The sequence below is a fragment of the Alteribacter keqinensis genome (assembly GCF_003710255.1).
GTDB classification, from domain to species: Bacteria; Bacillota; Bacilli; order Bacillales; family Salisediminibacteriaceae; genus Alteribacter; species Alteribacter keqinensis.
On the sequence record NZ_RHIB01000001.1, the window covers coordinates 845,937 to 864,098 of the forward strand.

The window sequence follows — 18,162 nt, forward strand, 5'->3', positions numbered from 1 at the left end:
AGGACGACGCCCTGATGAACATTGCACTCATTGCACACGATAATAAAAAGCAGGAAATGGTTCAATTTACTGTTGCCTTTGAACCTGTTTTGAAAAAACATGATCTTTACTCTACAGGTACAACAGGTAAACGGATCATGGAGGAAACATCTCTTTCTATTCACCGGTTTCAGAGCGGTCCTTTAGGCGGTGATCAGCAGATCGGGGCTATGATCGCAAAAAACGAAATGGATCTTATCCTCTTTTTTAAAGATCCGCTGACAGCCCAGCCTCATGAACCTGATGTAACAGCTTTGATCAGATTGTGTGATGTTTATAAAATTCCCCTTGCAACCAATATGGCAACAGGAGAAGTTCTTATTAAAGGTCTTGAACGGGGGGATTTTAAGTGGCGTTCGATTGTCCACGGGAAGGAGGGAAAGGCTGGTGAATAACAAACTGGACATTCTTGCCATCGGGGCCCACCCCGACGACGTGGAAATTGGAATGGGGGGAACCCTTGCCCTTCATGCAGCGAAAGGATATAAAACCGGAATCGTGAATCTGACGAAAGCAGACCTTTCTTCAAACGGCACGGTAGAAAAAAGGCAGGAAGAATCAGATGAAGCAGCCAGACGACTGTCTGTTACAAAAGTTGTTCAGCTTGATTTTCCTGACAGAGGCCTGATGAACTGCCGCAGGGAAGTAATTGAAAAACTGTCAGAGCTAATAAGAGAATACCGGCCGAAGCTTGTCTTTGCCCCGAACATTACAGACAGACATCCCGATCATACCCACACCGGTGAACTTGTAAAGGAAGCCGTGTTTAACGCCGGCATATACAAATACAACCAGCACCTTGGAGAAGCTCATAAAGCAGAATCTCTTTATTTTTACCAGATAAACGGCTTTATGGAACCGGATGTTGTAGTCGATGTCTCCGATTACATAGAAGATAAAATACAGGCGCTTAAAGCCTTTGGAAGCCAGTTTAATACCACAGATAAAACAGTGGCAACCCCCCTGACAGATCATTACCTGGAGAGAGTGAGGGCGAGAGAACAGGTAATGGGTCAGCTGACCGGCGTAAGGTACGGTGAAGGCTTTAAAACGAGCGGTCCCCTGGGGATGACAGATTTAGTGAGAGAGGAACAATCATGACGAAACGAAAAATAGGAATCACCTGCTACCCGACGGTAGGCGGTTCGGGAGTGGTAGCTACGGAACTTGGTAAAAGTCTCGCCGAACGAGGGCATGAGGTTCATTTCATCACATCAAGTCTCCCTTTCCGGCTTGAGAATGTTAATGCTAATATCTATTTTCATGAAGTTGAAGTGAACCAGTATTCTGTTTTCAGGTATCCCCCCTATGATCTGGCCCTGGCAAGTAAAATGGCAGAGGTGGCGAAACGTGAAAAACTTGATATTCTTCATGTTCACTATGCCGTCCCCCATGCCATCAGCGCCCATCTGGCAAAAGAAATGACAGGCAATCACTTAAAAGTTGTGACTACCCTTCACGGAACAGATATCACTGTACTCGGCTACGACCCGTCCCTTACAGATATGATCCGCTTTGGAATTGAACGGTCGGACACGGTAACAGCTGTTTCGAATGATCTTGCACGGCAGACACATGAACTGCTGGGAACCAAAAAACAAATCGAAACGGTTTATAACTTTATCGACCAGAGAGTCTATTATCCGAAAGACAGCAGGGCTCTCAGGGAGGAGTACGGTATCTCTCCTGAAGAAAAAATCCTGGTGCATGTTTCAAACTTCAGAAAAGTCAAGCGTGTACCTGATGTAGTGAAAAGTTTCAGGCTTATCAGAGATAAGCTGAAGGCCAAGCTTATTTTAATCGGTGACGGCCCTGAACACCGAGTGGTGAACGAACTGGTCCGGGAACTGGGGCTTGAGAAAGAAGTCTTGTTCCTCGGTAATCAAAAGCGGATCGCGGACCTTCTTTCCATGAGCGACCTTAAATTACTTCTGAGTGAAAAGGAAAGCTTCGGACTTGTTCTTTTGGAGGCAATGGCCTGCGGGCTGCCTGTGATCGGAACAAACATCGGCGGCATCCCTGAAGTTATTAACGACAAGGAGTCGGGATTTATCTGTGATCTGGGGGATACGGAGCAGATTGCCCGTAAAGCGGTAGAAATTCTTTCAGATGACAATCTTCACGCATCAATGAGTAAAGAAGCGAAACGGCGTGCAGAAGAGATATTTCACCAGGACCTGATTGTTGCCCAATATGAAGAAATCTACGAACGAACCATTAAAGGGGAGTAGGGCTGTGAAAGTAATATCACCATGGGAAGCTGCAAACCACGTAATGGATAAACTGCGCGCCAGCGGCTTCCAGGCTTATGCCTGCGGGGGAGCGGTTAGAGATAAAATAATGAACCTTGATATCAGGGATGTTGATGTGGCAACGAATGCTCTTCCTGAAGAGGTTTTAAGACTGTTTCCCGCAAGCATCGATGTAGGAGTGGAGCACGGAACGGTGGTTGTTCCGGTAAAAGGTGATGCCGTCGAGGTGACAGCGTTCCGGGGAAAGACGATAGAAGAAGACCTCAGTATGAGGGACTTCACGATCAATGCCATGGCCATGACTAGGGAAGGTGAAATTATCGATCCATTTAATGGCCGCGATGATATTGAAAATGGTATCATCCGCGGAGTCCGGGATCCGGAAGCACGTTTTAAGGAAGATCCCCTGAGAATGGTGAGGGGGTATCGATTTGCTTTTGCATACGGCTTTACTATTGAGTCAAATACCGCTCATGCCATAGGTTTACATGCATCTCTTGTAAAAAAATCAGCCGTCGAACGTATCGGTCAAGAGCTTGAGAAAATGCTTCCGTTGTCAAAGGGAAGTCTGATCGCACTTATGGAGTCTCCTATTGCAGGCGGGCTTGCTCCGTTACTGTACTCACGGCAAAAGTGGTTACGCCTTCTATCCTGCTACAACCATCCTTTTACTGTTGATGAGGTGCCGCTTTGCTGGTACATCCTCTCTGACGATAATCTTACAGAAACCCTTAACCGTTACAGGCGGAGCAACCTGTTAAAAAAACAGGCAGGTATCATTGAGCGTGTTACTTCGGAAATCGTAACGGCTGGCTGGTCCAACCAGACGCTCTACCAGGCGGGGGAAGAATGGATATATTCCTGCGAAAAAATCAGGGCTCTTCTTTTGAATAAAGAACCTGAGTTTTCAACTGTCAAAAAGAAATTTGAACAGCTTCCGATTAAAAAGAAATCCGATATGGCTGTCAACGGGAAAATGCTGATGGAAGAATTCCAGGTCAGTGAAGGAAAATGGATTGGAAATACGTTAAAAAAAGTGGAATATGCGATTGTGACGAAAAAAACAGAGAATACGAAAACTGCGGTTTTTGAGTATATACGAAAGGAACTAACCGGATGAAGTCAAGCCTTCTGCAAATGCTAAGAACGAAAGAAAATGAATTTATTTCAGGTGAAAAACTGAGTGAAAAGCTTGGCTGCTCAAGAACAGCTGTCTGGAAACATATCGATGCCCTAAGAAAAGAGGGTTACAATGTTGAGGCGGCACCGAAGAAAGGGTACCGTCTTTCTGATGAGCCGGATACCTTATCAAAACATCAGCTTGAATCAAGACTGAAAGATGAGACATTTATAACAGCCGTCCATCACTATCCATCGATCCATTCCACCCAGGAAACGGCCCACCAGCTGGCCAGTGAAAATGCACCGGAAGGAACCCTTATTCTTGCAGATGAACAGACGAAAGGAAAAGGGAGACTCGGAAGACAGTGGCATTCACCACGGGAAACAGGAATATGGATGAGCCTGATTTTAAGACCGGATATCGAAGTGAAACGTGCTCCCCAGCTTACTCTCCTGACTGCGGTAGCAGTTGTCCGGGGCATTAAAAATGCTGTCGGCATTGACCCTGAAATCAAATGGCCGAATGATGTACTCTTTGAAGGGAAAAAAGTAGCGGGAATTCTCACAGAGATGCAGGCAGAGCCTGATAAGGTTCATGCCATCATTGTCGGACTCGGTCTGAACGTCAATCAGTCCCAATTCCCTGCTCCCCTGGACACGATTGCAACTTCCCTGAGAATTGAGAGTGGAAAATCTGTAAACAGAACCGATGTTCTTTCATCCATCCTTATTGAATGGGACTGGCTTTACCGCACCTTTTTAAAAGAGGGATTTGCAGCTGTTAAGCCCTTATGGGAAGCTCATGCTCTCACGATGGGCAAAAGAATTACAGCAAGAACACCAAAAGAAACGCTCACGGGTATTGCAACAGGAATTGACGACTCGGGAGTCCTTCTTCTTCGCCAGGACGACGGGACCCTCAGACATATCTATTCTGCGGATATTGAATGTTAAAAAGATTCACATCTTCATGCTGATTTTTGCTATACTCAAAGTGGACAGTATCCGGATGGAACTGTACCTGTGTAAATGAGTTTTAAAAAATGTTTTCGGAAGTATTGTTTTCTTTAAAGAAGAAACGATGAAGCCGAAGTGCCCGAGACTCCTGTGGCAGCACCGCCACGGAAAGAGAAAGGCGCGCAGGCTTCAACAATATTCTCAGTAATGAAGAGAATAATCTCCATCATTCTATCCGAAAACATCTAAAAAAAGAATCTGCCACGATCCATTACGGACGGGGACAGAAGGAACGTTCATAACATCCGGACACCAATGTGCCCGGTTTATTAAAGCTGACCTTCTGCCTTTTTGGAGAAGGTCATTTTATGTTTATGAGCACGTCCTTCTTAATGAGCTTTGCTGCTGCAAAGCCCGGATTAAAAGGAGGAGAACCATGAAAAATTCAGCCTTGTTTAAGCAGATGAAACAAGAGGGAGAAAAAATATCCATGATCACTGCCTATGACGCCCCGGGAGGGCGGCACGCACAGGACGCGGGTATGGACGTTATTTTAGTCGGTGACAGTGCCGGGATGGTCGTACACGGTTACGACTCTACGATACCGGTCACGGTCGATGATATTGTTCTTCATACAAAAGCAGTAAAACGGGGGGCACCGGACACTTTTACAGTGGCGGATATGCCTTTTCTAAGCTATCACGGATCAATAGACAAGACTGTTCAGAATGCAGGAAGACTCATGCAGGAAGCCGGTGCAGAAGCTGTTAAGGTCGAAGGAAGAGGCACTGTTCTTGATGTGACTAAAACCCTTACCGAGGCAGGTGTCCCTGTAGTTGCCCACCTTGGTCTTACTCCCCAGACAGTGGGAGTGCTCGGGGGGTATAAAGTGCAGGGGAAAGATGCTGAATCAGCCGCGGAGCTTATTGATGATGCCAAAAAAGCACAGGAAGCGGGGGCTATAATGCTCGTCCTTGAATGTGTTCCTCATCAGGTAGCACAAATGGTCACAAAAAGCCTGACCATTCCTGTAATCGGCATTGGAGCAGGACGGCATACAGACGGACAGGTCCTCGTATGGCACGATCTGCTCGGGTTTACCGAGTCCCGTGTCCCTAAGTTTGTAAAACAGTATGTGAAGCTGTCCGGCCCGATCCAAAAAGCACTGAAGGAGTATAACCGGGATGTAAAAACCGGCCGCTTTCCTGAAGAGGAGCATACGTTCTCAATGGATGAAATGGAAATAAAGGAACTTTATGGAAACGGCGGTCTTAAAATATGATCGTCGTAAGAACGGTAAACGAACTCAGGGAACATCATCAGAAAGCCAGGGGGATGGCAACGGGTTTTGTACCGACGATGGGATACTTACACAAAGGTCATCAGGCCTTGATAAAACAAGCATCTACTGAGTGTGACTTCGTTGTAACGAGTATTTTTGTCAATCCGCTCCAATTTGGTGAAGGGGAAGACTACAGCACCTACCCCCGGAACGAACAACGCGACATTGAGCTGGCAAATGAAGCGGGAGCGGACCTTTTGTTTATCCCGAATGTAAATGAAATGTATAAAGAACCGATGTCTTCTTTAATAACTGTAAAAAAGGGAGCTGATTCCCTTTGCGGAAAGAGCCGTCCGGGCCATTTCGACGGCGTGCTCACCGTGGTTATGAAATTATTCTGGATGGTTATGCCAAACAAAGCCTATTTCGGGATAAAGGATGCCCAGCAGGTGGCCCTTCTTGAAACAATGGTAAAAGATTATCACATCCCGGTAGACATTATCAGAGTACCGACGGTCCGGGAAGAAGACGGCCTTGCCAAAAGTTCCAGAAACGTCAACCTGACACAAGAAGAACGACTCAAAGCATCTCATATACACGGTGCTTTGAATAAAGCAGTGAAACATGCCCGTTCTTTTACCAATGCTCCGGCAGAGGTTGTATCAGAATGTGTCCGTGAGATAAATGAATTGACTTCCGGTGAGGTGGACTATGTAGAAGTGAGGTCATTTCCGTCACTGGAGAAAATTCAGTCACTGGACGATATGAAAAACACCCGAGAAGTGATTATTGCCTGTGCAGTCAGGTTTTCAAAAGCAAGACTGATTGATAACCTTATCTTTACTACAAATGATCTGGAGGAAAAGAAATGAGACAGCTGATGAGTGCAAAATTACACCGGGCCAGAGTTACTGAAGCCAACCTGAATTATGTGGGGAGTATTACAATTGATGAAGCATTGATGGAAGCCGTCGACATCCTGCCTAATGAACGGGTTCAGGTAGTCAATAATAATAACGGTGCCCGCCTTGAAACGTATGTGATCCCCGGTAAAAGAGGAAGTAAAACCATCTGTTTAAACGGCGCTGCAGCACGTCTGGTCCAGCCGGATGATAAAGTGATTATTATCGCCTATCAGTGGATGAACGAAGAAAAAGCACAAAACCATGTACCGAAAGTTGCCGTGTTAAACGATGATAATGACATTGTAGATATGATGCAGACAGAACCAGCTTCTACCTGTCTTCCATAAGTATAAGCCCCCCTTTATTATAGGAACACTTACGTTAAGGAGACCGATTGGTCAGGTTCTATAACAAAGGGGGTTTTTTTAATGAATACAGGATGGGAAGAAAAGTGTCTCTGGCTGGCAGAACATTTTCACCAGCTTTCAAAAGAGCAGCAGCACACGATCATTTATGACCTGGAACAGGATCATGCCGAGCTTTTGAATTTATGGACGGTTCAGGATGAATTGTTATCATCTTTAAAGGATGTCCTCAAATGTGACCATCCCCTTTCTTTTACAAATGCAACCGAACCTTCTGAAGGAATCGGATATTACCAGCTTGAGATGTACAATAAAGCCACTGAAAAGCTTGCAGAAGAAGTGGCAGCAGGGTGTCAGAAAACCCGTCTACTTTTATATCTTGGATTTGCATCCATTTATGAAGATAAGGATCAGCAGGCGAAAGACGCCTTTCTCACCGTGTTCCAGCAGACCAATGACCTCGTAGAGAAGCATTTTTCCCTTTGCGGCCTTGGGCTTTTGGAGGGGAGAAAGGAAAATATTGAAGAAGCTATTTCCTATTTTGAAAAAGCTCTTACAGTTACGAATAACGATGATGTAGTATATAATCTAGGTACCTGTTATTACTGGCTTGGGAAATTTGATGTAGCAGCCCAGCTTTTTAGAACGCTGGCAGAAACGACAACTGACCCAGAAGCATACTACTGGCTCGGGAAATCCTGCCTTGAACAAAACGATATCCACTCGGCTTATGAAGCGTGGTACAGAGCGCTGGAAGAAAGAATCGACTTTGATGTAGTCATGTCTGTTGCCTGTGAATTTGAAGAGCGGGGAGAATTTGTCTGTGCCCTGCACTGTTATCAGCGCCTGATTGAATCTGGCTGCAACAATGAAGCGGTTCTTCACGGTACAGCATGGAATTTGGGTCTTTTGGACAGAAGAGACGAATCCCGGCATTTGTTTAAAGAACTTACTGCCAAAAATCCTGATAATGTTAATGTATGGATATCCTACTTATGGCTTCTTACGAAATGGGGCTTCATAGAAGAACAGGAAAGTGTGGCAGCCTTTTTGGAAAGAAAAAATGTTACGCACCCCCTGCTGGAGAAAATTGTATACTCAAAAAATAAATGATTATCTTACGAGGCTGATAAGCGTGTCAGGGTAAAACCTGTCCGGTCAGCCTTTTACAGGTTTAATGGAATCGGGAGTCTGGAGGAAGCAGGAATGGAACGCTTTGTTGTATTGGATGTAGAAACCACAGGTGTATCATATAAAAGGGGGGACCGGATTATACAGCTTGCCTTTGTTGTTATGGAAGGGGCGGCAGTAATTGAGAGGTATATGAGCTATGTGAACCCGGGAAAACCGATCCCTTCATTTATCCAGTCACTTACAAATATAGATGATGAGATGGTAAGGGAGGCACCGAATTTCAGTGAAATTGCACCGGATCTTCTCAAAAATCTGGACGGAGCATTTTTTGTCGCCCATAACGTTAATTTTGACTTAACATTCGTTAATGATGAACTTGAAGCATGCGGCTATGAGCCTTTTAGCGGACCGGTTCTCGATACAGTTGAACTTTCAAGGCTTTTGTACCCTACAGCAGACGGCTTTAAGCTTACTCAGCTGAGTGAAGAATTTGATTTAGCCCATACCACCCCTCACAGAGCTGACAGCGATGCAGAAGCAACGGCGATGCTCCTTACTGATCTTTTGAATAAATTTGAAAGCCTTCCTCTGATCACACTTCAGCAGATTAAAAAGATATCTCTGTCTTTCAGAAGTGATGTAAAACCGTTGTTAAATCATTGGATCAGTAATAAAGAGCGGACAATTAATCATAGTGAACCGGACATTGATGTATACAGAGGCATCGCTCTTTCCAATAGAAGGTTTCAGGAGGGTGCAGTCACCCGGGAGAAGAGAGAAGCTTCTTTTGATCAAGTCCGCAAGGTTATGATAAACGAAGAAAAAATGTCCGGAACAATGAAAGACTATGAAGACCGTCCCGGACAGGTAAAAATGATGAATGCCATCTATGAAGCGTTTACCACGAGGCAGCATGGTCTGATCGAAGCCGGGACAGGTACAGGAAAGAGTCTTGCATATTTGCTGCCGGCTGCCTGCTATGCGATTGAGTCCGGTAAACCTGTGGTTGTGGCCACTTATACCGTTCAGCTTCAAGAGCAGCTGCTGAAGAAAGATGTGCCGGTCCTGAATAATATTATGCCCTGTCCTGTGAATGCTGCCCTAATCAAAGGAAGAGACCACTACATAAGCTTGCAGAAGTTTGAAGCAATACTTGCAGAAGACCCTTATGAAAACCCTGACCGTAACCTCACAAAAGGACAGATACTTGTCTGGCTTACAGAAACCATTACCGGTGATGTGGAGGAGCTCAACCTCAGTTCTTCGGGGAAGCGGTTTTGGAATGAAATAAGTGCAGGAAGGGAAGATGAAGGTTCACATGCCTGGTATCCTTATTGCTTTTATCATCACGCAAGAAACAAAGCTAGGAAAGCGGACCTGATTATTACCAATCATGCTCTGATCCTTTCAGATCTTCAGGAAGACAGGGGTATCCTTCCTTCATACAGGCAGCTAATTATTGATGAAGGCCATCACTTTGAGCAGGCCGCTTCAAATCAGCTCGGAAGCCGTCTCGACTATGTTTCGTTTTCACAGCTTTTTAACGAAGCCGGCTCTGTGGACGGTGGAGGGATTTTGTCTAATATTTCACGTACCTTATTTGATGAAGAAGTATCCGAAGTATTAAAAGAAACGGAGCTTACAGTAAAGGAAGCAAAAGCAGAAATCAGTGAGCTTTTTCTTTTTCTTCACGGCTGGGCGTTTAAACAGAAAAAAAAGCAAAACGAAAGAGGCAGAATAACCGTAACATTCGATTCTGAATCTGATTCATTTTCCGGGATCAGGGAAGCAGCAGCACGGTCTGTTTATATATGTGAAAACACGTTGAAAGTGCTCATGAAACTTGCAGGAATGCTGGAGAGCAAAAAAGAAAATGAAGAGCTGTCCGAGAAGAAGAACCAGTCATTTAAAGTGATCTTTCAATCCCTCGGTAAAATGATTGACCGTCTCTATGAAGCAAAAGATACGTTATCCGAACTCCTCCTTGAATGCGAGGAAAATACAGTTTACTGGATGGAAGCCGAAACGAGAGGGCCGAGGCAGACAGTTATCCTTGAGGCACGGCCGGTTGATGTAAGTGCGCTGCTGGCAGATGATCTCTTCACCAGAAAAGACAGTGTCGTTCTCACATCTGCAACGCTTACCGTTAACAATAAGTTTGATTATGTTATGAAAAATCTCGGTCTGGATGATTTTCCGGTTATAAGCATGGTTATCGAATCTCCTTTCATTTGGAAAGACCAGGCCAGACTTATGATTCCAAACGATGTCCCTTTATTAAATAAGGTTGATGAAAGAACGTATATTGAAACGATTGTCCTTCATCTCTACAGACTTTCCCAGGTCACTCAGGGGAAAATGCTCGTCCTGTTTACTTCCTACGATATGCTGAAGAAAAGTCACGAACTGTTAAAAGATATTCTGGACGATGATTTCATGCTCGTTTCCCAGGGGATTAATGGAGGAAGCCGGACAAAGCTTACAAAGAGTTTTCAGCAGTTTGATAAAGCAATTATGCTTGGAACAAGCAGCTTCTGGGAAGGTGTCGACATCCCGGGAGAAGACCTGACTTTGCTGGTCATGGCACGGCTCCCATTTACTTCACCGGACGAGCCGATTTATAAAGCAAAGGCAGAAAAACTCGACGAAAGGGGAAAGTCCTCCTTTATGTCACTTGCCATACCTCAGGCTGTTATCAGGTTTAAGCAGGGGTTTGGAAGGTTAATCCGAAAGAAATCGGACAGAGGTGCAGTCATTGTCCTTGACAGACGCTTGAACACAACCAGGTACGGCAAACTCTTCGTGAAGTCCCTTCCTGATGTTGAAATAGTAGAGGGTTCAATCGGCGAGTTGGAAGAAGATCTGAAAAAATGGTTATAATGAAGCAGAGTGTTTAATTTTACAGGTTATTGCACAGGATGCGCGGAATTCCCAGGGATAAAATAGTGTTTGAGTTACACCGGGGACCATCCCGGAATATTCGAGAACAAAAGCATTCATCTTCCCCAAGTTTACACAGAAGGGCCGGACTCTTTATGAAACAAGTGTTTACTCTTATTCTTTTTACATGGTTAGTCTTTTTTGCCCCGTTTATGGTTTCTGCCGAAGAAGAAATAGACGTAGAGCTGAACCTTCGCTCCGGAGAGTCAGCCTATACGTTTTTTGATCTTACGCATGGGGAAGCCACGTTAATAGAAAATGCAAAAGGTGAAAAAACATTGATCGACACCGGGCACAGGCTCAGTCAGGATGAACTTTTTGAAAGACTGGGGATGTATCATGTATCCGATATTGACCGGATTATCATTACAAATAAACAGGCTGAATATACAGGGAACCTCCAGGAAGTAATTGATCGTTATGATGTTAAAGAAGTGAGTATTCCAAAAGCCATGTCTGAAGATCTTGCACCCATTCTGTTCGCTTCTGACATTACTGTAGATCCCTTTGAGACAAAAGACGATCTTTATGTAATGGAAGGTGTAATGGCCCATGTGCTGTTTGTGGAAACACGTCCGGGAATTCATGAAGGAGCTTCAGTTTTGTTATTTGACAATACAGATAAGAAACTGTTGTTTATGAGCGTGGCCGATTATCAGGTGGAAACGTTCATTACTGAAAATTACAATATTAAATCCACGGTTTTAAAAGTGGCGGAATTTGCAAGTGAAAGAGGAACGAGCCAAAAGCTGCTGGATGAAGCAGATCCTCAGGTGGCTGTTATTTTTCAAAATGATGACGAATTACCAAGCCCGTTTGTATTGGAAAGGCTGCAGGGAACATGGATTGAAATTTTTCAAACGTCCCGTACGGGAACCGTGTCCATCAAATGGAATGACGAGGATTATGAGATTTTTACAATCAGACCGGCTGAGAAAGAGCAGCTCGAACAAATGGCTGACCGCCTGAAAGGTTTTTTTGGATTCAAAGCACAATAAAGGAGCGGATAGCCGTGGGGAAAAAGATTATAAAAGACGGCTGGTTCTTAACAATGGATGAGGGTCAGCCCGTTAAATATGGTTACATGGTAATTAACGAAGGTAAAATTGAAGGTATTTATGAAGAGGAAGTAAAGGAAGAAGCCGGTGAGGTTATTGATGCAAAGGGGAAGTTGATCATTCCGGGATTTGTAAATACTCATGGTCATACCGGCAGTACCCTCCTCAGAGGTGCAGGTGACGACCTTCCTCTGAACACCTGGCTGAAAGAGGTTATGTGGCCGATGGAGCAGCGTTTTACAAAGGAAACGACAAAGGCTGCAACATCATTGGCAATAGGTGAAATGCTGAAAAGCGGTACAACAACCTTTCTCGATATGTACCACCTTCATATGGATCAGACAGCAGAATTGATCCTTGAAAGCGGGATGAACGGGGTATTATGCAGAGGAATGATCGGACTTTGTTCAAAAGAGGAACAGGCAGAAAAGCTGAAAGAATCAGTGGAGCTTTATAAGACCTGGCATAACAGCGGTGACGGAAAGATTAAAGTCATGCTTGCGCCCCACGCTCCCTATACGTGCCCTCCGGATTTTATGGAGATGATCATTGAAAAGGCACATGAGCATGGGATTGCTCTCCATACTCATTTGTCTGAAACAAGAAAAGAGGTAGAGGAACATATCGGGACTTACGGTAAACATCCGGCAGAGCATTTGAGTGAGCTTGGTTTCTTTGAAGGTCATGCTCTGATCGCTCACGGTGTACATTTATCAGATGTTGAACTTTCCCTGCTCGCCCGCAAAGGAACATATATTTCCCATAACCCTAAAAGTAACTTAAAGCTTGGCTCCGGTGTGGCAGACGTGAAAAAAATGAAGGAGAAAAACATACGGGTTTGTCTGGGGACGGATTCCTCAGCAAGCAACAATACTCTGGATATGTTTGAAGAGATGCGGTTTGCAAGTCTTATACATAAGGGTGTAAATGAAGACCCTACCGCTGTAAGCGCCCGTGATATCCTTTTTATGGCTGCACAAAACGGCGGAAAAGCCCTTCAGTATGAAAAGAAGGGCCGGTTAAAAAAAGGGTATGATGCGGACTTCAGTATTGTGGAACCGGGCGGAATGCACACCCTGCCCGACCCAGAAGAACGGATTGTATCTCATCTTGTCTATGCTCATAAGGGAAGCGATGTAACAGACGTATTCGCTAACGGGAAACAGCTCGTAAAAAATAAAGAACTTCTTACAATGGATGAAGAAAAAATCAGGTTTAATGCCCGGGAAGCACTTGCGAAATTAAGAAGGTGATATGTAAAAGCAAGACAAATTACCTGCTTGGTGGGATGCAGGCAATTTTCCTTGGTACAGGTCAGGGTCATTATTGGTTTTCACACTCTTCAGGGAACTTTGTCTGTCTGAAACTGATACTTAATGTGTTAAAATGGTGAGGGCGGGCATGGGACCGAAGGGAGATGTTTTCTTTTTCATTTTCATACCATTCGGCAGTTGTCAGAAGCCTTCCCTCCTCATGACTTCCATTCACGCTCATTCCCCCTTTTGTTGAGCGGTAGTTATATTATCACCTTCAAAGGGATCGATATGAGAGTTAATATTTCTTTAGGCAGGGAATACAACACCATGAAAACCAATTGAATTTACGAATGAATTGTACATAAAGGAGGAGAACAATTGGAAAAGAGTCAAATTGACAAACTCGCTACGGTGAAGGTTTCTAAAAGCGATGATTTATATAAGGTTGTTGATTCATTAAACAGAACGTTAAAAGAGCGTGACCTTATGTTCGGCCTTGCTTTGGATGAAGAAGACCGTGAAAAAATGGTATTTACAATTTATGAGACATAAAGCAGGTGTTAACAATTGAAACGGTGGATAATAGGGACCGCTATTTTTCTTTTATCAACAGCCGCTGTGACCATGATCTGGCTGTATAATAATATTCAGTCAGCCCAGCATGAGCGGTTTGGTGACTCCATAGCCTATGCCATGGACGAAGGACTTATTTCAGACTACGGTAACGTCCATTATTATAATGGCAGAACGGCTTACCATGTTATTGAAGGGACCAGCCCGGATGGCGACGCTGTTTATGTATGGGTCGAAACCATTCCTGAAAGCACTGAAAATTACAGCAGTGCTTTTGATGAAGAGGATTCAGAATCCGAAGAAAACCCGGCGTCTGAGCCGAGGACCTTCAGCCGAAAACAGGATGAAGGGATTTCCGCAGGAGAAGCCAGACAGATTGCAGAAGCAAACCTGGAAATGGAAAAGTTTAAACAGGTCCGTCTCGGGATGATCGGCCAGACCCCGGTATATGAGATCGTGTATGTTGATACAGATGACCGTTATTCTTTTTACTATATCAGCTTTGAAGACGGCGACTATATTCGGCACTATCAGTTAAGGAGATCAGCATAAAAGCAGCTTTTTTATAAACAGAGAGGAGTAATAATCATGGAATTATCACCACGTGTAGCATCCATCACACCTTCAAGCACTCTTGCCATCACGGCAAAAGCGAAGGCGTTAAAAGCAGAAGGTCACGATGTTATCGGACTGGGAGCAGGAGAACCGGATTTTAATACGCCAGGTTACATTATTGAAGCCGCAAGCAGATCCATGGAGGAAGGCCATACGAAATATACACCGGCCGGGGGGATGGACGCGTTAAAAAAAGCCATTTCAGCTAAATTCCTAAAAGACCAGAAGCTGACTTACGATACAAGTGAAATCATTGTTACCAGCGGCGCAAAGCATGCCCTTGCCCTTTTGTTCCAGACGATTCTTCAAGAAGGTGATGAAGTTATTATCCCGGCTCCCTACTGGGTGAGCTATCCTGAGCAGGTAAAAATCGCAGGCGGCAAACCGGTTATTGCAGAGGCAGAAGAAAGTAATAACTTTAAACTCACTCCCGATCGGCTGAAAGCATTGATTACAGATAAAACAAAAGCGTTCGTACTGAATTCACCAAGCAACCCTACCGGCGTGATGTACTCTGAAGATGAGTTAAAAGCGCTCGGTGAAATCTGCGTCGAAAAAGATGTGCTGATCGTAAGTGATGAGATTTATGAGAAGCTTATTTACGGGAATGCTTCTCATACTTCCATTGCTCAGGTATCCGGGGATCTTAAAGGTCAGACGGTCATCATTAACGGAGTTAGTAAATCACATTCCATGACAGGCTGGCGCATCGGCTATGCGGCAGGTAACAAAAACATTATTAAAGCTATGAGCAACCTGGCAAGCCATACAACCTCCAATCCAGCTGTAATGGCCCAGTACGGTGCAGTCGCAGCGTACGAAAAAGACGACGGCTCCGTTGAGCAGATGAGGCAGGCATTTGAAGAAAGACTTGATAAGGTTTATGAAAAATTAACAATCATCAAAGGCTTTACATGTGTCAAACCACAAGGTGCGTTTTATTTGTTTCCAAACGTAAAACAGGCTGTTGAACAATCGGGGTATAAAACAACCGACGAGTGGGTTAAAGGACTTCTCGAGAAGGAAAAAGTCGCTGTAGTCCCGGGCTCAGGCTTTGGAGCTCCGGATAACATCCGGCTTTCCTATGCGACAAGTCTGGACCAGTTTGAAGAAGCACTTGACCGCATCAGACGCTTCGTGGAAAAAGGCTGATACCGACAGTCTAAACAGGGCTAGTGATCATAGCCGTCAAGTTAAGTTTCCTTGACGGCTTTTTTTGGTTTCCTTCATTTTTTCTATTTATCCATTTTCCAAAGTACCCTTATTTTCCAGCAGCTTATTTTGAAAAGCGATACAGCCGGAATGTTAGCAGACTCCTGGGGGAGGTGGGCTGGGAGAGACCCGAACAGGAGGCTTACGAACCGCCCGCGGAAAGTGCAATGAGCGCAAATCAACAGGCGTTTAACAGCCTGAAAAATATAAAAATATGAGGCCGTTCCTAGAGAAGGCCAGGGATAGAGACCGTTCCCTTTATTTCGGGCTTTGTTCCTTTATATTAGGTTGCGTATCAAGCAATAACAGAGGTATAATGATACACGTAATGAAATCGATTATTAAGAGTTTTTACATAGTTGGAGGTAACAAATGAAAACGACCATTTCACAAATTGGAAAACATGTAGGCGAAACGGTAACGATCGGTTCCTGGCTTGCCAATAAACGATCAAGCGGAAAGATTGCTTTTTTACAGCTGCGCGACGGAACGGGCTTTATCCAGGGTGTAGTTGTAAAAGCTGAAGTAGGGGAAGAGGTTTTTGCCAAAGCCAAAGAAATGACCCAGGAAAGCTCCCTTTTCGTCACAGGGGTGGTAAGAGAAGATGACCGTGCTCCTTCAGGATTTGAGTTAACCGTTACGGGACTTGAGCTGATCAGTGACTCAAAAGAGTATCCGATCACACCTAAAGAACACGGTACCGAGTTTTTGATGGATCACAGACACTTGTGGCTCCGTTCAAAGCGCCAGCATGCCATTATGCGCGTAAGAAATGAAATTATCAGGGCGACATACGAATTTTTTCATAAAGAAGGTTTCGTAAAAGTTGATCCGCCGATCTTAACTGGAAGCTCTGCTGAAGGAACAACAAACCTGTTCCATACGAAATACTTTGATGAAGATGCATACCTTTCCCAAAGCGGTCAGCTTTACATGGAAGCCGCAGCCATGGCGCTCGGAAAAGTGTTTTCATTCGGTCCGACATTCCGTGCTGAAAAGTCAAAAACAAGACGTCATCTTATTGAATTCTGGATGATCGAGCCTGAAATGGCGTTTATGGATCACGAGGAAAGCCTGGAAGTTCAGGAGAATTACGTTTCCTATGTGGTGCAGTCGGTACTTGAAAACTGCAAGCTTGAACTTAAAGCCCTTGATCGGGATGTAAGCAAGCTTGAAAATGTAAAGGCACCATTCCCGAGGATATCGTACGATGATGCCATTGCCTTCCTTAAAGAAGAGGGTCATGAAATTGAATGGGGAGAAGACTTCGGTGCTCCCCATGAAACAGCCATTGCAGAAAAGTACGATAAACCTGTGTTTATTACCAATTATCCTGCATCCATTAAAGCGTTCTATATGAAACCGGATCCGGAACGCGAAGAGGTTGTCCTTTGTGCCGATTTAATTGCGCCGGAAGGGTACGGTGAAATTATCGGGGGAAGCCAGCGTATTGACGACGAGGCTCTACTTCAGGAGCGTTACAAAGAGCATAACCTTAGTGATGATGCCTATAAGTGGTATATGGACTTAAGAACCTACGGATCTGTACCTCATTCAGGATTCGGCCTTGGTCTCGAGCGGACTGTCGGCTGGATTTGCGGTACTGAGCACGTAAGAGAGACGATTCCATTCCCAAGATTGTTAAACAGACTTTATCCGTAAGCCACAAAAAAAGCCCTGTACATTCGGGGCTTTTTTATTTAGAGAGGAAATACTAAAAAGGGAGGTGGACACCTTGACTACGGAATTATATCTTAAGCTTTTAAAAGCAGAGCCGGTTCAGTTTCCAGCTATGCTTCTTGAATATTATGCAAAGCTCTCCATTACGGAACAGGAAGTGATGCTTATAATTCACGTGAAGAAATTTGCCCAGGAAGGGGATACGTTTCCGACTCCCACGGCACTCAGTGAACGAATGACGCTGGACGCTTCAGAAACGGCCCATATTCTCCGTGAACTGATAAGAAAAGGAAACATCGAGATTCATGAAACCCGTGATCAGAACGGAAGGCTGATGGAATACTACTCCCTTGATCCACTGTACGAAAAAATCTGTAAAAAGATCGAGGAAGAACAATTTTTCAAAAAGAAAGAACCGGGCGAGGATGAGGGAAGGATTTTCAGGAGGTTTGAAGAAGAGTTTTCCCGCCCCCTTTCCCCTATGGAACTTGAAATGATATCCATGTGGCTTGATGAGGACCGCCATCAGCCTGTGTTAATAGAAGCGGCACTCAGGGAATCCGTTGTGTCCGGCAAGCTGAACTTCCGATACATTGACCGGATCTTGTTTGAGTGGAAGAAAAACGGTGTCAGGACAGTGAAGGAAGCCAGGGAATACGGTGAAAAGGTCAGAGGCAAGCGTACACAGAAAACCACTGTTTCGGATCATTCTTCCCGTGAAAAAGAGAAAAGGACATACCCTTCTTTTAACTGGCTTGACAGTGACTGATCA

At 44.6% G+C, this 18,162-nt stretch carries 18 protein-coding genes; 17 read left to right on the forward strand and 1 reads right to left on the reverse strand.

What is annotated here, in order from left to right:
* Positions 1-14: 14 nt before the first annotated feature.
* The 12 genes from mgsA (at position 15) to EBO34_RS04295 (ending at position 13,307) form a co-directional block, all read left to right on the forward strand.
* The gene (gene mgsA / locus EBO34_RS04240; RefSeq protein ID WP_122896688.1) at positions 15-434 is read left to right on the forward strand and encodes a methylglyoxal synthase; all 420 of its coding nucleotides are present in this window, start codon (positions 15-17) and stop codon (positions 432-434) included.
* The gene (gene bshB1, locus EBO34_RS04245; protein WP_122896689.1) at positions 427-1,140 is read left to right on the forward strand and encodes a bacillithiol biosynthesis deacetylase BshB1; all 714 of its coding nucleotides are present in this window, start codon (positions 427-429) and stop codon (positions 1,138-1,140) included. The genes mgsA and bshB1 overlap by 8 nt, the downstream gene beginning before the upstream one ends.
* A complete protein-coding gene (gene bshA, locus EBO34_RS04250; RefSeq protein ID WP_122896690.1) occupies positions 1,137-2,270 on the forward strand; it encodes an N-acetyl-alpha-D-glucosaminyl L-malate synthase BshA in 1,134 nt (377 codons plus the stop codon). The genes bshB1 and bshA overlap by 4 nt, the downstream gene beginning before the upstream one ends.
* A gap of 4 nt (positions 2,271-2,274) precedes the next feature.
* On the forward strand, positions 2,275-3,411 hold the full coding sequence (locus EBO34_RS04255) for a CCA tRNA nucleotidyltransferase (protein WP_183163700.1): 1,137 nt from the start codon (positions 2,275-2,277) through the stop codon (positions 3,409-3,411).
* A complete protein-coding gene (locus tag EBO34_RS04260; protein WP_122896692.1) occupies positions 3,408-4,367 on the forward strand; it encodes a biotin--[acetyl-CoA-carboxylase] ligase in 960 nt (319 codons plus the stop codon). The genes EBO34_RS04255 and EBO34_RS04260 overlap by 4 nt, the downstream gene beginning before the upstream one ends.
* Positions 4,368-4,806: 439 nt before the next feature.
* On the forward strand, positions 4,807-5,652 hold the full coding sequence (gene panB / locus EBO34_RS04265; RefSeq protein WP_122896693.1) for a 3-methyl-2-oxobutanoate hydroxymethyltransferase: 846 nt from the start codon (positions 4,807-4,809) through the stop codon (positions 5,650-5,652).
* Positions 5,649-6,524 carry a pantoate--beta-alanine ligase gene (gene panC, locus EBO34_RS04270; protein ID WP_122896694.1) on the forward strand — a complete coding sequence of 292 codons (876 nt, stop codon included), beginning with the start codon at positions 5,649-5,651 and terminating at the stop codon, positions 6,522-6,524. The genes panB and panC overlap by 4 nt, the downstream gene beginning before the upstream one ends.
* A complete protein-coding gene (gene panD / locus EBO34_RS04275) occupies positions 6,521-6,904 on the forward strand; it encodes an aspartate 1-decarboxylase (protein WP_122896695.1) in 384 nt (127 codons plus the stop codon). The genes panC and panD overlap by 4 nt, the downstream gene beginning before the upstream one ends.
* An 81-nt stretch (positions 6,905-6,985) precedes the next feature.
* A complete protein-coding gene (locus EBO34_RS04280; protein WP_122896696.1) occupies positions 6,986-8,035 on the forward strand; it encodes a tetratricopeptide repeat protein in 1,050 nt (349 codons plus the stop codon).
* A gap of 93 nt (positions 8,036-8,128) precedes the next feature.
* On the forward strand, positions 8,129-10,936 hold the full coding sequence (gene dinG, locus EBO34_RS04285; protein ID WP_122896697.1) for an ATP-dependent DNA helicase DinG: 2,808 nt from the start codon (positions 8,129-8,131) through the stop codon (positions 10,934-10,936).
* A gap of 155 nt (positions 10,937-11,091) precedes the next feature.
* Positions 11,092-11,994 (forward strand): ComEC/Rec2 family competence protein, encoded by a 903-nt coding sequence (locus tag EBO34_RS04290; protein ID WP_122896698.1) that lies wholly within the window; start codon positions 11,092-11,094, stop codon positions 11,992-11,994.
* 14 nt (positions 11,995-12,008) lie between these two features.
* A complete protein-coding gene (locus EBO34_RS04295; protein WP_249413997.1) occupies positions 12,009-13,307 on the forward strand; it encodes an amidohydrolase in 1,299 nt (432 codons plus the stop codon).
* Between the two features lie 70 nt (positions 13,308-13,377).
* Here EBO34_RS04295 and EBO34_RS20560 read toward each other — a convergent pair whose 3' ends face one another.
* Positions 13,378-13,542 (reverse strand): hypothetical protein, encoded by a 165-nt coding sequence (locus tag EBO34_RS20560; RefSeq protein WP_183163701.1) that lies wholly within the window; start codon positions 13,540-13,542, stop codon positions 13,378-13,380.
* A 146-nt stretch (positions 13,543-13,688) separates the two neighbouring features.
* On the opposite strand from EBO34_RS20560, the gene EBO34_RS04300 reads away from it, so the two are divergent.
* The 5 genes from EBO34_RS04300 to EBO34_RS04325 all read left to right on the forward strand — a co-directional run bounded on the left by EBO34_RS04300 (position 13,689) and on the right by EBO34_RS04325 (position 18,159).
* Positions 13,689-13,862: a YpmA family protein gene (locus EBO34_RS04300; protein WP_122896699.1), complete on the forward strand. Its 174-nt coding sequence runs from the start codon at positions 13,689-13,691 to the stop codon at positions 13,860-13,862.
* Between the two features lie 15 nt (positions 13,863-13,877).
* Positions 13,878-14,435: a cell wall elongation regulator TseB-like domain-containing protein gene (locus EBO34_RS04305; protein ID WP_122896700.1), complete on the forward strand. Its 558-nt coding sequence runs from the start codon at positions 13,878-13,880 to the stop codon at positions 14,433-14,435.
* Between the two features lie 36 nt (positions 14,436-14,471).
* Positions 14,472-15,650, forward strand: a complete 1,179-nt coding sequence (locus EBO34_RS04310; protein ID WP_122896701.1) for a pyridoxal phosphate-dependent aminotransferase — start codon at positions 14,472-14,474, stop codon at positions 15,648-15,650.
* Between the two features lie 432 nt (positions 15,651-16,082).
* The gene (gene asnS, locus EBO34_RS04320) at positions 16,083-17,372 is read left to right on the forward strand and encodes an asparagine--tRNA ligase (protein ID WP_122896703.1); all 1,290 of its coding nucleotides are present in this window, start codon (positions 16,083-16,085) and stop codon (positions 17,370-17,372) included.
* A 73-nt stretch (positions 17,373-17,445) separates the two neighbouring features.
* Positions 17,446-18,159, forward strand: coding sequence for a DnaD domain-containing protein (locus tag EBO34_RS04325; RefSeq protein WP_249413998.1), 714 nt, complete (start codon positions 17,446-17,448; stop codon positions 18,157-18,159).
* The last annotated feature ends 3 nt before the right edge of the window (positions 18,160-18,162 follow it).